Below are 12,364 nucleotides of genomic sequence, written 5' to 3'. Positions count from 1 at the left end.
TCGGCGTGCTCGCTCCATAAATCGTCCGGCAGTGCCGGCCCGTGAGCACCCACGCTCACTCGGTCCCGGCCCGGTCGGTCTGACTGGCCGAACATGTTCCGGCAAACGGACTTGTCGCCCGTGCCGGTAGTGTGTCGTATGAGCAACACGCACATGCAGGAGGCACGCGACGCCGGGGCGAGCGAGGCCGACCCGGGGACACCGGTCCGGACGACAGTCGAGGCGCGGTGTACCGGTCACGTCCGGACGGCGGTCGGCGAGCCGCGGGTCGAGTACACCTTCGAGGGGGGCACCCTCCGGGACTTCCTGGAGGCGTTTTTCGAGGACTACGACGTCGGGGAGATGCTCATCGCGGAGACCGAGGAGGAGGCGACGACTGAGGGGTGGGCGCCGGAGCTGGAGTCGCTGCCGGGGGAGAACTACGCGAAGAACCCCGAAGGCGAGCAGACACGGGTGTACGCCCGCGTCGCGGTCAACGGCACGTTCAACGAGCACCTCGACGGGCTCGACACGGAGCTGGAGGACGGCGACCGCGTCGCGATGATCTACCCGTTCATCTACTGCTGCTGAGCACGGGACGACAGTCCCGTTTTGCTCTGGTCCTCGCGCCCGCTCCCGCCAGCCACCGGCGGGAAGACGCTGACGGTGTCCCCGTCCTCGAGTGGGGTGTCCAGTCCCTCCTGGTGGGCGATATCCTTGCCGCCTTTCATGATCGTGAGAAAGTCCCGGAGGCTGCCGTCGTCCTCGAACAGGTCCATCCCGGGGTACTCCGCGGCGAGGTCCTGCAGGAGGTCACCGACGGTCTCCCCGTCGAACTCCCGCGTGACGGTCTTCTGGCCGACTGCATCCCGGAAGTTGGCGAAAAACCGCATCTCGATCTCCATGTGCCGGGGTGGGGGCCGGATGTCATAAAAGGCGTCGCCGCGGCCGGCCGGGAGTACCCTCTTGGACTCCTGGACCGAAGCCCCGGTATGCTCCGGCTGACCCGCGAGGTCTACGACGCCGCCATCGACCACGCACGCGAGGGCGCACCGGCGGAGGTGTGTGGCGTCCTCGGCGGCGAGCGCGGCGCGACGAGCCACGCGCGGACGCTCCGCCGGGCGGAGAACGTCGCCGCCGACCCCCGCACCGAGTACCGCATCGACCCCGCCGAACAGCTCGCGCTGATGGAGGAGGTGGAGGCAGCGGGCGAGGAGGTCGTCGGCTTCTATCACTCGCACCCGCACGGGCCGGCGGAGCCGAGCCCCACGGACCGGCGGCGGGCGACCTGGACCGAGCGCTCGTACCTCATCGTCGTCCTCGACGGGGAGTGGCCATACGTCGGGTCGTGGCGCTGGACGGGCGAACGCTTCGCGCGGGAGGCGGTTGCGCTCAGCTGACCGGGTGCAGCCGGTCGCGGGGGAACTGCAACGCCACGTCGGCCCCGATGGCCGGCGGACTTTCGGTGAGTGTCTCGATGCGCGCCTCTCCAGCGTCGACGGTCACCCGTGAGGAAGCGCCCTCGCGGACGACCCGTTCGACGGCCCCGCGGAGGTCCCCGTCGTCGGCGAGACCTACCGCCTCCGGCCGGATAGCGACGTACTCCGCGGTGACGTCGAGGCGGTCCCGGAGACCGGGAACGTCCGCGAGCGGGATGCAGTTCGCGCCCGTGAAGCGGGCGACCATCGGCGAGGCCGGGCGTTCGAACACCGCCTCCGGCGACCCCGACTGGACGACCCGGCCGTCGTTCATGACGACGATGCGGTCGGAGAGTGCGCGCGCGGTCGTCCGGTTGTGGGTGACGTAGACCGCGGTCACATCCGCGAGGACGTCCTGCAGGTCCTGCCGGAGCGACTGTCTGGTCGGGACATCCAGCGAGGAGAGGGGCTCGTCCAGCAGGAGGACCTCCGGTTCGACCGCCAGCGCGCGCGCGAGCGCCACCCGCTGGCGCTCGCCCCCCGAGAGCGTCGGCGGGTACCGGTCCGCGAGGTCGTCGATGCCGAACTCCTCGAGCAACCGCGCCGGGTCCGGCGCGTCCGGCCCCTCGCGCTGGAGTCGCGCCAGATGCTGGAGTCGCTCCCGCCGACTCCGCCCGTCGTCGCGGACCAGGGCCCGCAGCCGCGAGCGCCTGTCGTCGCCGGTCGCCAGCTCCCTGGCCCGCTCCCACCACGACGGCCCGAGGTACCGCTGGCCGAAGGCGACGTTCTCGGAGACGGTCGCGTGGGGAAAGAGCGCGTAGTCCTGGAAGACGAAGCCGAAGTCCCGCTGCTCCGGGGGGCGGTCGCTGAGGGGTCGGCCGTCGAGCGCGACGCGTCCGTCGTGGGCGTGAAACCCGGCGACGGACTCGAGCAGCAGCGTTTTGCCGCTGCCGCTCGGCCCGAGTATCGTGAGCGTCTCGCCGCGTTCGACCTCGAAGGCGGCGTCGACGACGAAGGGCTCCGCGCCGTCGGCCGAGAACGTCGCCGCGATGTCGGCCTCGAGCGTCACCCGAGGACCCCTCCGGTGTCGCCGGTGAGCCAGCGGACGACGAGGAAGATGAGCGCCGACACGCCCAAAAGAAGGAAGGCGACGGCGCCGCTCTCGGTGAGCCCGCCCTGCAGGTAGGTGTTGTAGACGAACACGGGCGCGTGCTGGGCCCGGACCGACTCGCCCGCCAGCGGGTAGAAAAAGTCGACGGTGTAGGCGACGACCGCGACGGCGCCGAATTCGGAGACGGCCCGCGCCCACGCGAGCACGCCGCCGGTGACGATCCCCCGGACGGCCAGCGGCGCTGTGACGCGACGGAACGTCTGCCAGCGGTTCGCGCCGTGGATGCGGGATGCGTACTCCAGGCGGTCGTCGATAGCCTCGAACGCCTCGCGGGTGGCGTTGACGGCGTAGGGGGCGCTGACGAACGTCATCGCCAGCACCATCCCGACGACCGTACCGAGCACCGGCACGCTGGGGAACGCACCTCCACGTCCGAAGCCAAAGAGGATGATGATGCCCGCGACGCTGTGGGGGACGACCAGCGGCAGGTCGACGAGGCTTTCGACGAGCGCCTGACCGGTGAATCCGCGCTCGAGGAGATGCGCGAGCGGGATGCCACAGACGAGGCTGAGAAGCGCAGCCAGGAGCGGGCCGTAGATGCCCAGGTAGAGCATCCGGTGGACGTTCGGGTCGAGCGCTTTTTCCACGACAACCGACGGGGCCTGCCTGGCGACGAACAGCGCAAGCGGCAGGCCCAGCGCGACCATCAGGACGCTCCCCAGAGTCGCCGTGGCGACGGTGAAAAGACTCCCCCTGAGCGTGTACGCGACCGCAACAACGCCGAGGACGACGTACAGAACGCCCCACAGCGGGAGGAAGATCGCGAACCCGCCGCCGACGACGAACGCGGCGGTCGCCGAGAGGAGGACCACGCCGACGACGCCGACGGCCCCGGCCGACCAGGTGCCAGCCCGCCGCAGCACGTACAGCAGGCCGGGAACGGCGAAGCCGACGAGCAGGAGGGCCCACAGCTGGAACCCCACCTCGACGCGACCGGTCGTGGTGAGCGCGACGCCGCGCTCGGCGAGGACGGCGACCCCGAGCGCGCCGGTCTGGACGACGAGAAACCGGACGAGGGCGAGCAGCGTCCCGCCGTCGTGCTCGACGGCGTAGGCGGCCGCGGCCGTACTGAAGACGAGAAAGAAGGCATAGAGCGTCGGTCGCCCGGCCCGGTAGGCGACCGCGACCGCCACCAGCTGGGCGAGGAGGAAGGCGGCCGCGACTGACCCGCGACGGAGCCGACCCGACCGGTACCAGGAGCCCTCGATGGTTGCCATGGATTGGGTTAGCTCGCCTGTGAGACGATAGTGTTACGGAGCCCGCGGTGTCCGGGACCGCGTGGCTCGGGGGGAAAGAGCCACTCGGTCACAGCTCGAGCGGGCCGAGGGCTTCCTTGGCGCTCGCGACGTTCATCACCCGGTCCGGGACCGCGTCCTCGCTGCTGCCCGGGACCACGATGGGGTCGACCGGGACGAGTCCCTGGTCCCGGAGGATCTGGCGACCGGGTTCGGTGGCGAAGTACTCGACCCACTGCGCGCCGCGGCCGGGGTTCTCGGCGACGCTCGGAACCGTCATCCCGTAGGCGATGGGGGCGCCGGTGAACGTCCCGCTTCCCGTCTCGACCTCCGCCTTCGCGTAGTGGCTGGCGTACTCGCTTGTCGCCTGCGAGAGGTCGACCTGGTCCTGGAGGTCGATGTACGGGAGACCGGAGGTCGAGGAGATGGACTGGTAGTAGATGGCGTAGTCCAGCGCGCCCGACTGGAGCTGTCCCTCCAGTTTCGTCTCCGTCCCCGTCGGGACCGTCGAGTTCTCGCGGAGCTTCTGATAGGTCGCGTCGTCGTACAGCCGGCTCCCCCGGAACTCGATGGCGCCAAGCTGCTGTGACATGACCGCCCGGTACCCCCCGGGGTCGACCGCCGGGTCGGAGTGGCCGATCGTCACGCCGTCCCGGGTCAGGATTTCCCACCAGTTGTCCTTGGAGATCTCGTCGGCGCCGGGGGAGTCCTCGCGGTACTGGATGGACATCGAGTTGGTGGTGAAGACGGTGTACCAGTCGCCGTACTCCGGGAGGATGCGGTTCCGGATGAGCCGGAAATCCGACGTGCCGAGCACGTCCGCAACGCGGCCCTGCTGGGTGATCTTCTGGGTCGAGGCGACCGACCCCTTCGCCTCGCGGGTGACGTCCACGCCGTACTCCTCCTCGAACTGCGGTTCGGCCGCGTCGAACGGCGGCGCGAGGCTCCCGGCGTGGAAGATGGTCATCGAGTCGCCGAGTTCGGGGGTCGCACTCTCGCTCCCGCCTCCACTCCCGCTGCCGTCCCCCGTCTCTGTCCCGCCGCCGTCGGTGGATCCTCCGGCGTCGGTCGACCCGTCGTCAGTGTTGCCGCCCCGACTGGCACAGCCGGCCAGCCCGAGGACCCCCGCCGCACCGACGGTCCCGGCAGCCTTCAGCAGCGAGCGTCTGGACGTACCGCGAGCGCTCTCCGTCTCCGGGTCCCGTTGTGTCATAGCTGGTATAACGAGCGGCGAGCGGAATCCACATAAATGCTTGTATCACTCGGGATATATCGGTCGCAATGCAGCGTGGGGTACTGTCGATCCGCTGTCCGGTCGGGACCCGGAGGCTACTCCTGCGGGGAGACGTAACGCCGAACGAGCGGAACAGAGCGTGGCGGCACCCTCACGGTCCGCCGACTACCCGACTGTCTCGTGGCCCCGTGGGTCCTCACCGGGCGGGAGAGCGGCCGGCTCGACTCGCGTGAGGCCGCGGACAGCCCGGGCGGAGTCGATGTCCGGGGCGACCAGCCGCGGGGTTTCGGCGGTGTCTCCCCCGGTCCCCTCGCGACCGTCGTCGAGTTCTTCGCAGACGAAGCCGAGCAGCCCCGCGAGCCCCGTCCGGACGGGGACACAGACCTGGTGGCCGTCGCGGGCGGTCGCCCGAAGGTGGGTGGTTTCCGGCGGGAAGTCGGCGGCCTCGACGGCCGGAGCGACCGGGACACCGCACCACACCCCCTCGATGGTGCGGCCGCTGTGGCAGTCGATCGTGACTGCCCGCCGCTCCCAGCCGAAGCGCTCGCGGACCGCGGGTGCGTCCCGGAGAGTCAGCTCGCGGTCGCCCGCGACGGTCACCGTATCGCCGCCCATCGGCGGTGCTTGGCCGCCGAGGGTCAATACCCTGACGCCCCGACTCCTGGCCCCGGTTCCGGGACACGGCCTCACGGACCTCGGGCCAGCCGCCTGCGCGCGAGGTGGACAGCGACGCCGCCGACGAAGGCGACGCCGAGATTGATAAGCAGGCCGACGACGCCGACCGCGACCACGAGCGGATAGCCGCTCGCGTCGGCCCGCTGGAGGCTCGTCCGGCCGAGCTGGAGCGCGACCAGCCCGAGCACGACCCCGAGGACGGCCATCGGGTAGGCGGCGACGGCCTCGGCGGCCAGCAGCGCGACCGCGACGTAGCCCACCCCGAGGATGACGTTCGCGCCGGCCGTCCGGGCGCCGAAGGCGTACTTGCCGGCGACGCCGCCGCTGCCGTGACACATCGGCAGCGCTCCCAGGGGGACGGCGGCGAGATTCATCGCGCCCATGCTCGCCGACAGCTCGTCGGCGGAGACGTCCCGGTCGAAGTAGTCCGCGAGCAGCAGCGACGTCGCCAGCGCGGCGTTGCCGACGGTCATGCCGAGCTGGGCGAGTGCCCCGCCCGCCGCGTCGGCGGTGAGGTCCGCCGTGCCGAACAGCATCACCCCCTCCAGCGAGGGGAGGGAAGGGACCGGGAGCCCGGTCGTCCAGACGGCGACGCCCGCCCCCGCGAGCAGGACGACCAGCCCGGTCGACCGGCGGGCGCCGAGCGCGAGCGCGCCGGCGGTGACGGCGACCCCCGCGGCCGCGAGCCGCGGGTCGGCCGCTCCGAGCTGAACGCCCGTCTTGAGCAACACCAGCGCGACGCCGAGCTGGACGCCGCGGATCACCGGCGCGCCGACGTAGGCCTCGACACGGCTCAGCGTCCCGGTCAGCCCGACCGCCAGCAGGACCGCGCCCGCGAGCAGCCCGGCGACCAGAAACTCCCCGGCGGTGAGCGTGCCGGCGATGGCCAGCGCGGCCAGCGCCTTCATCGGCTCGACGGAGACCGGGACCCCGTAGTACAGCCCCCAGACGACCTGGAAGACGCCGAACCACACCAGCATGACCGGAAGCGAGAGCTCGGTCAGCACCGCGACGGCGACGACCACCGGCAGGACGGTGACGGAGTCGCCGACTGCGCCGGTCAGCTCGCTCCAGGAGAAGGTGAGTCTGGTCTCCCCGCGGTAGCTGACCGAGACGCCCATCGGTCGCCCTACCGGGACTGGCACAAAGAGGATTTCCCCGTCCGTTCCGGCTCAGGGACCGCGAAACCGGGTGAGCGTGTGCGGGGGCGCCGTGGCACGAGCTGGCACGGAATGGACAGACTCATGTGCCGGCCGGTCCCAGACGACGGCCGTGACCCGTTACCGGTCCGCCCTCCTGTTCGCCGGGCTGGCGGCGCTGTGGGGCGCCTCGTTCCCCGCCATCGAGGTGGGGCTGGAGTCGTTCCCGCCGGTGCTCTTTGCCGCCGCGCGCTACGACCTCGCGGCCGTCGTCCTGCTCGCCTACGCCGTCGTCGCGGCCGAGCGCTGGCGGCCGACGCGGGCGGACGCCGGCGCGCTGCTGGCCGGGGGGATCTTCCTCATCGCCGGCAACAGCCTGCTCTTTCTCGGCCAGCAGTACACCACCGGTAGCCTCGCGTCGGTCATCTACAGCCTCATCCCGCTGTTGACGACTGCGTTCGCGTGGGCGCTGCTGGCCGAGGAGAGCAACTCCCTGCTCGGGCTCGTCGGCATTCTCGTCGGCCTGGCCGGCGTCGTCGTCATCGCCCGCCCCGACCCCGGGAACCTGCTCGCGGCCGGCGTCGTCGGCAAGGCGCTGGTGGCGCTCGCGGCCGTCAGCGTCGCCCTGGGGAGCGTGCTCATCCGCCGCTGGGAGTCGACGCTGCCGGACTCCGCGTTCACCGCGTGGGCGATGGTCATCGGCGCGGGGATCCTCCACGTCGGCAGCCTCGCGGCCGGCGAGTCGCTCGCTGCCGTCCAGTTCGACCCGGCGGGACTCGTGGCGCTTACCTACATCGCCGTCTTCGCCACCGCCGTCGCCTTCGTCATCTACTTCTTCCTGCTGGGAGCCTACGGCCCGCTGGAGACCAACCTCGTCTCCTACGCCGTCCCAGTCGTGGCCACGCTGCTCGGGTGGGCGCTTCTGGGCGAGACGATCACCGTCTGGACCGGCGTCGGCTTCCTGCTCATCCTCGGCGGGTTCGTCCTGCTGAAACGCCGGGAACTGCGGGCGGAGCTACGGCGTGCCCGCACTCAGCGGGCCTAACCCTCCGGCGGCTGTCGACGAGTCCGGCCATTCGAGGACGGTCGCCGGCACCGACTACTCGACGACGGTGACCGGGTCACCGACCGCGACCGTCGCGCCGCGGTCGGCCTCGGGGACGCTGGCGATGAGCATCAGCGTGTAGAAGTGGTCGAAGGCCGACTCGTCGGCCCAGTCCGGGAACGTCTCCTCCCGCTTCCCGACGAACCGCTCGCGAAATTCCGGGAGCGCCTCGCCGGTGTCGGGGTCGCGGGCGGGGACGACACACCGGCCACAGGGCGTCACCCCCTCGAACCGGACGCCGTCGGCCTCGAAGGCCGGCGCGCCCTCCCCGACGAAGCGGTCCTCCCAGAACGGCTCGACCCCCGACACCTCGACGTTCGCGCGGAGCCGCCGGCGGGCGCCCTCGATGGCCATCCCCTCGAACCAGGACGCCACCTCCTCGAGGGTCGCCGTGCTGATGACCGACGGCCCCATGCTCCGGCGGTCGACGTAACCCAGGTCGGCGTCCCGCTCCAGCGACAGGTCCACCCCGAAGAAGCCGGAGAACCACTCCGCCGCCTCCCCCTCGTCGAGGCCGAACTCGCGGTACTCGCCCGCCGGGGTCTCGACGGTGAGGGTCCGGGTCGCGGGGTCGAAGTCCGTCTCCAGGTCGTGGACGCGGTCGGTCCGCTTGCCGTTTATGACCTCGCCGTCGCCGTCGAAGAGGGCGAACTCGCGGTCGTACCGGAGGGTCCCGCCGTCGAGAATGCGGCTCTCCTCGAGGTCGACGCCGTCCAGCCCCTTCACCGGGTAGACCGTGAGCCGCTCGACGCGTGGCGCTGTCATCGTCGGCACCTCGGCCGGCGCGGGTAAAGAGGTTCCTGCGAACGCGACCGGGATGGACGAACGTGAGGCGGGGGTCGGCGACCCGGTGGCGGGACCGCCCGACTGGCCGACGGTACACCTACGGGGGAGGCGCCCCTTCGCCAAGGTATGACAGCGGACAACGACGGCCACGATGCGGGGCATGATGGAGGCGACCACGGCGAGGGTCACAGTCACGACAGCGGCCACGACCACGACCACAGCCACGACCACGACCACGACCACGGCGACCACGGCGACCATCATCACCACGACGTCGAGACGGTGGGGGTCGCGGTCCTGACCGTCTCCTCCTCGCGGACGCTCGCGGAGGACCCGTCGGGTGACGCCATCGAGTCGCTGGTCGGCGACTCGGAGGGGACCGAACTGGTGGCTCGGGACCTGGTCGGCGACAGCCGCGACGCTATCGGCGAGACAGTCGACGAGTTCGTCGGGCGCGAGGACGTCGACGCCGTCGTCACGACCGGCGGCACCGGGATCACGCCCGACGACGTGACCATCGAGACCGTGGCGGAGCGCTTCGGGAAGGAGCTGCCGGGCTTTGGCGAGCTCTTCCGGCGCCGCTCCGAATCGGAGATCGGGACGATGGTCGTCGGGACCCGGGCCATGGCGGGCGTCGTCGAGGGGACGGTCGTCTTCGCCCTGCCGGGCAGCGAGAACGCCGCGCGCCTGGGTACCCGGGAGCTGATCCTCCCCGAGGTCAGTCACCTGGCGGGCCTCGCCAGCCGGTAACCCTGCTCGGCGGCCCCCGAGTCGTACCCGGAAACGGGGATGACGCCTGTCAGGCAGGTATCGGCAACACTTAACAGGGTTGTTGCAAACACAGTGGTAGGTGGGACCACATGCACACGACACTCCGTGACACACTCGAACTGACGGCCGAGAAGTACCCCGAGAAGGACGCGCTGGTCTATCCGCGACGCGACCAGCGGTGGACCTACGCTGAGTTCGACGCCAAGGCCAACCAGCTGGCCAACGCGCTGGCTGACCTGGGCATCGAGAAGGGTGACCGGGTGTCGACGATGTTGCACAACGGCACCGAGATCGTGACGACGGTGTTCGCGTGTGCGAAACTCGGCGCGGTGTTCAATCCGCTGAACTACCGGCTCCCCGCCGGCGAGGTAGAGTACATCCTCAACGACGCCGACTCGCAGGCGCTGGTCTTCGAGGAGGGGACCACGGAGGCGGTCGCCAACGCCCGACCGGACCTGGAAACCGTCGACGAGTACCTCTACATCGACGACGACGGCCCCGAGTGGAGCCGTGATTTTTACGACTTACTCGAGGGTGCCGACGACAGCCGGCCGGACACGGTCGTCGAGGAGGACGACGTCTACGCGTTCATCTACACCTCGGGGACGACGGGCCGGCCCAAGGGGGTCGTCCACGAGCACCGCGACATGGTCGAGCACAACCTCATCTGTATCGGCGAGGGCGGGATCCGCCGGGACGACGTCGGCCTCTCGGCGTTCCCGCTGTACCACTGTGCGGAACTCCAGGCCGCGCTGTTCCCGCGGATCCACGTCGGCGCGACCACCGTCATCCACCACGACTTCGACCCCGTTCGCGCGCTGCAGGCAATCGACGAGCACGGCGTGACGGTCTTCTTCGCGGCGCCGACGGGCTGGAACGGGCTGGTCCAGGCCGCCGAGCAGGTCGACGCCGACGTCTCCTCGCTCCGCTTGGGGATGTACGGCGCCGCGCCGATGCCCGAGGAGGTGCTCGAGGGCTGTATGGACCTGTTCGACGCGGGCTACCTGCAGGCCTACGGGATGACCGAGATCGGCCCCTGTGGCACCTTCCAGTACCCCGAGGACCAGGTCGACAAACAGGGCTCGGCGGGGCTGCCGGCGCTGAACCACAACCTCCGGCTCGTCGAGCCCGACGCCGACCCCGACCAGGTGGTCGACCAGGGCGATATCGGGGAGATCCTCTTCGCCGGTCCCTGCACCATGCGGGAGTACTGGAACCGGCCGGAGGCGACCGCCGAGTCGCTGCGCGAGGGCGACGGCAAGACCTGGTACTACACCGGCGACCTGGGGTACCGCGACGAGGACGGCTACCTCTACGTCGTCGACCGGAAGGACGACATGATCATCTCCGGCGGCGAGAACGTCTACCCCACCGAGGTCGAGGACGTCCTCTACGCCCACGAGGACGTCGTCGAGGCCGCAGTGGTCGGCGAGCCCCACGACGAGTGGGGCGAGCGCGTGGTCGCCTACATCGTCGGCGACACCACCGCGGAGGCTCTGGAGGAGTACATGCTGGAGACGGACAGGCTGGCCGATTTCAAGCGCCCGCGGGCCTACTACTTCGTCGACGAACTCCCCAAGAACCCCAGCGGGAAGGTCCAGAAATTCAAGCTGCGCGAGGGCGAGGAAGTCGACCCCGAGGTCGCCGAGCCCTGAGCCCGCCGGCCGCCCGCTGCGCTCCCGGGCACGGTGCCGCTTCCGGTCCTTCTTATTCGCCGACGCGGACGAGCTGTTTCCCGATGTTCTCGCCCTCGAACAGCCCGAGGAAGGCGTCGGGAGCGGATTCGATCCCCTCGGTGACGGTTTCCTCGTACTGGATCCGGTCGCCGGTCCAGCGGCGCAGCCGGTCCATGATGTGCTCGAAGCGGTGGGCGTGGTCGCTGACGATGAAGCCCTCGACGCGCGTTTTGGTCCGCTGGTAGAACCGCCGCGGGCCGGTCAGTTCCTCGTCGCCGGGCTGGGCGTTGTACAGCGAGATCTTCCCGCAGACCGCGACCCGGGAGAACTCCGCGAGGTGGTCGAGCACGGCGTCGCTGACCGCACCACCCACGTTTTCGAAGTACAGGTCGACCCCGCGGGGGCAGGCCTCCGCGACCGCCGCCGAGAGGTCGTCGGTATTGTAGTTGATCCCCGCGTCAAAGCCGAGTTCGTCGGTGATCCACTCGACCTTCCGGTCGCTGCCGGCGATCCCCACCACGCGCGCGCCGGCGATGGAAGCGACCTGGCCGGCGACCGAGCCCACGGCGCCGGCCGCACCCGAGACCACGACGGTGTCGCCGGGTTCGACCTCGCCGACGTCCACGGTCCCGATGTAGGCGGTCCGGCCCGGCATCCCCAGGACGTGCAGCGCCGTCGAGACCGGGGCGTCGCCGGTGTCGGCGTGGTCGAGTTCCGTCCCGTCGACGGCGGCGTACTCCGCCCAGTAGAGGTTGCCGGTGACGGTGTCGCCCGCGGCGAAGTCGGCGTGGTTGGACTCGACGACCTCGCCCACACAGCGGGCGCGCATCGGGTCGCCGACCGCCCAGGGGTCGGCATAGGAGTCGGCGTCGCGCATCCGCCCGCGCATGTACGGGTCGACGGACATGTACTGCGTCCGGACCAGCACCTCCTTGTGCCCGGGTTCCGGGACGTCGGATTCGACCATCTCGAAGTCGTCCATCGTCGGTTCGCCTGTCGGCCTGCTCGCCAGCATCCACTGCCGGTTCGTGTCCGAACTCATGTGTCTCCGGGCTTCGGCGGGCGGGGGCATTACTGTGGGGGTCCCGCCCCCGCGTTCGCTCCCTCCCCGTACTGCACCCCCGTACTGTCGACAGGCCGACAGGCAGTCGGAGTTTTATCACACCCGGTGACGA

General features: G+C 70.5%; 13 protein-coding genes. 5 read left to right on the top strand and 8 right to left on the bottom strand.

Annotated elements, in window-relative coordinates:
* The first annotated feature begins 153 nt into the window (after window positions 1–153).
* Window positions 154–570: a MoaD/ThiS family protein gene (locus GN153_RS07985; RefSeq protein ID WP_159902228.1), complete on the top strand. Its 417-nt coding sequence runs from the start codon at window positions 154–156 to the stop codon at window positions 568–570.
* Here the strand turns inward: GN153_RS07985 and GN153_RS07980 are convergent.
* A complete protein-coding gene (locus GN153_RS07980) occupies window positions 558–884 on the bottom strand; it encodes a ubiquitin-like small modifier protein 1 (protein WP_159901507.1) in 327 nt (108 codons plus the stop codon). The genes GN153_RS07985 and GN153_RS07980 overlap by 13 nt on opposite strands.
* 87 nt (window positions 885–971) lie before the next feature.
* On the opposite strand from GN153_RS07980, the gene GN153_RS07975 reads away from it, so the two are divergent.
* Window positions 972–1,379 carry a desampylase gene (locus tag GN153_RS07975; protein WP_159901505.1) on the top strand — a complete coding sequence of 136 codons (408 nt, stop codon included), beginning with the start codon at window positions 972–974 and terminating at the stop codon, window positions 1,377–1,379.
* Here GN153_RS07975 and GN153_RS07970 read toward each other — a convergent pair.
* The 5 genes from GN153_RS07970 to GN153_RS07950 all read right to left on the bottom strand — a co-directional run bounded on the left by GN153_RS07970 (window position 1,372) and on the right by GN153_RS07950 (window position 6,833).
* Window positions 1,372–2,466, bottom strand: coding sequence for an ABC transporter ATP-binding protein (locus GN153_RS07970; protein ID WP_159901503.1), 1,095 nt, complete (start codon window positions 2,464–2,466; stop codon window positions 1,372–1,374). The two genes, GN153_RS07975 and GN153_RS07970, sit on opposite strands and share 8 nt — an antisense overlap.
* On the bottom strand, window positions 2,463–3,785 hold the full coding sequence (locus tag GN153_RS17680; protein WP_236544768.1) for an ABC transporter permease: 1,323 nt from the start codon (window positions 3,783–3,785) through the stop codon (window positions 2,463–2,465). Before GN153_RS17680 ends, GN153_RS07970 begins: the two co-directional genes overlap by 4 nt.
* An 88-nt stretch (window positions 3,786–3,873) precedes the next feature.
* Entirely contained in the window at window positions 3,874–5,016 is a 1,143-nt protein-coding gene (locus tag GN153_RS07960; RefSeq protein ID WP_159901501.1) for a substrate-binding domain-containing protein, read from the bottom strand.
* Window positions 5,017–5,202: 186 nt separating this feature from the next.
* The gene (locus GN153_RS07955; protein ID WP_159901499.1) at window positions 5,203–5,652 is read right to left on the bottom strand and encodes a hypothetical protein; all 450 of its coding nucleotides are present in this window, start codon (window positions 5,650–5,652) and stop codon (window positions 5,203–5,205) included.
* A gap of 71 nt (window positions 5,653–5,723) precedes the next feature.
* Window positions 5,724–6,833: a putative sulfate/molybdate transporter gene (locus tag GN153_RS07950; protein ID WP_159901497.1), complete on the bottom strand. Its 1,110-nt coding sequence runs from the start codon at window positions 6,831–6,833 to the stop codon at window positions 5,724–5,726.
* Between the two features lie 151 nt (window positions 6,834–6,984).
* Here GN153_RS07950 and GN153_RS07945 point away from each other — a divergent pair, with 151 nt between their 5' ends.
* Window positions 6,985–7,896 (top strand): DMT family transporter, encoded by a 912-nt coding sequence (locus GN153_RS07945; RefSeq protein ID WP_159901495.1) that lies wholly within the window; start codon window positions 6,985–6,987, stop codon window positions 7,894–7,896.
* A 54-nt stretch (window positions 7,897–7,950) separates the two neighbouring features.
* Here the strand turns inward: GN153_RS07945 and GN153_RS07940 are convergent, their stop codons facing one another.
* Entirely contained in the window at window positions 7,951–8,721 is a 771-nt protein-coding gene (locus tag GN153_RS07940; protein WP_159901493.1) for an MOSC domain-containing protein, read from the bottom strand.
* 147 nt (window positions 8,722–8,868) lie between these two features.
* Here GN153_RS07940 and GN153_RS07935 point away from each other — a divergent pair, with 147 nt between their 5' ends.
* Together GN153_RS07935 and GN153_RS07930 are read left to right on the top strand one after the other, a co-directional pair.
* Window positions 8,869–9,492, top strand: a complete 624-nt coding sequence (locus GN153_RS07935) for a MogA/MoaB family molybdenum cofactor biosynthesis protein (RefSeq protein ID WP_159901491.1) — start codon at window positions 8,869–8,871, stop codon at window positions 9,490–9,492.
* Between the two features lie 110 nt (window positions 9,493–9,602).
* Window positions 9,603–11,168 carry a long-chain-fatty-acid--CoA ligase gene (locus tag GN153_RS07930; protein ID WP_159901489.1) on the top strand — a complete coding sequence of 522 codons (1,566 nt, stop codon included), beginning with the start codon at window positions 9,603–9,605 and terminating at the stop codon, window positions 11,166–11,168.
* Between the two features lie 52 nt (window positions 11,169–11,220).
* Here the strand turns inward: GN153_RS07930 and GN153_RS07925 are convergent, their stop codons facing one another.
* Window positions 11,221–12,231, bottom strand: a complete 1,011-nt coding sequence (locus GN153_RS07925) for an NADP-dependent oxidoreductase (protein WP_159901487.1) — start codon at window positions 12,229–12,231, stop codon at window positions 11,221–11,223.
* Between the last annotated feature and the right edge of the window lie 133 nt (window positions 12,232–12,364).

The sequence above is a fragment of the Salinirussus salinus genome (assembly GCF_009831455.1).
Lineage (GTDB): Archaea > Halobacteriota > Halobacteria > Halobacteriales > Haloarculaceae > Salinirussus > Salinirussus salinus.
The sequence above is the reverse complement of the archived record's forward strand: the minus strand, read 5'-3'. Positions and strand labels throughout refer to the sequence as shown.

Excerpts from the sequence above, each read along its gene's own strand:
- GN153_RS07940 (WP_159901493.1), bottom strand. The coding sequence starts at position 8,721 with ATGACAGCGCCACGCGTCGAGCGGCTCACGGTCTACCCGGTGAAGGGG.
- GN153_RS07960 (WP_159901501.1), bottom strand. The coding sequence starts at position 5,016 with ATGACACAACGGGACCCGGAGACGGAGAGCGCTCGCGGTACGTCCAGA.
- GN153_RS07950 (WP_159901497.1), bottom strand. The coding sequence starts at position 6,833 with ATGGGCGTCTCGGTCAGCTACCGCGGGGAGACCAGACTCACCTTCTCC.
- GN153_RS07975 (WP_159901505.1), top strand. The coding sequence starts at position 972 with ATGCTCCGGCTGACCCGCGAGGTCTACGACGCCGCCATCGACCACGCA.
- GN153_RS07985 (WP_159902228.1), top strand. The coding sequence starts at position 154 with ATGCAGGAGGCACGCGACGCCGGGGCGAGCGAGGCCGACCCGGGGACA.
- GN153_RS17680 (WP_236544768.1), bottom strand. The coding sequence starts at position 3,785 with ATGGCAACCATCGAGGGCTCCTGGTACCGGTCGGGTCGGCTCCGTCGC.
- GN153_RS07955 (WP_159901499.1), bottom strand. The coding sequence starts at position 5,652 with ATGGGCGGCGATACGGTGACCGTCGCGGGCGACCGCGAGCTGACTCTC.
- GN153_RS07980 (WP_159901507.1), bottom strand. The coding sequence starts at position 884 with ATGGAGATCGAGATGCGGTTTTTCGCCAACTTCCGGGATGCAGTCGGC.
- GN153_RS07930 (WP_159901489.1), top strand. The coding sequence starts at position 9,603 with ATGCACACGACACTCCGTGACACACTCGAACTGACGGCCGAGAAGTAC.
- GN153_RS07925 (WP_159901487.1), bottom strand. The coding sequence starts at position 12,231 with ATGAGTTCGGACACGAACCGGCAGTGGATGCTGGCGAGCAGGCCGACA.
- GN153_RS07935 (WP_159901491.1), top strand. The coding sequence starts at position 8,869 with ATGACAGCGGACAACGACGGCCACGATGCGGGGCATGATGGAGGCGAC.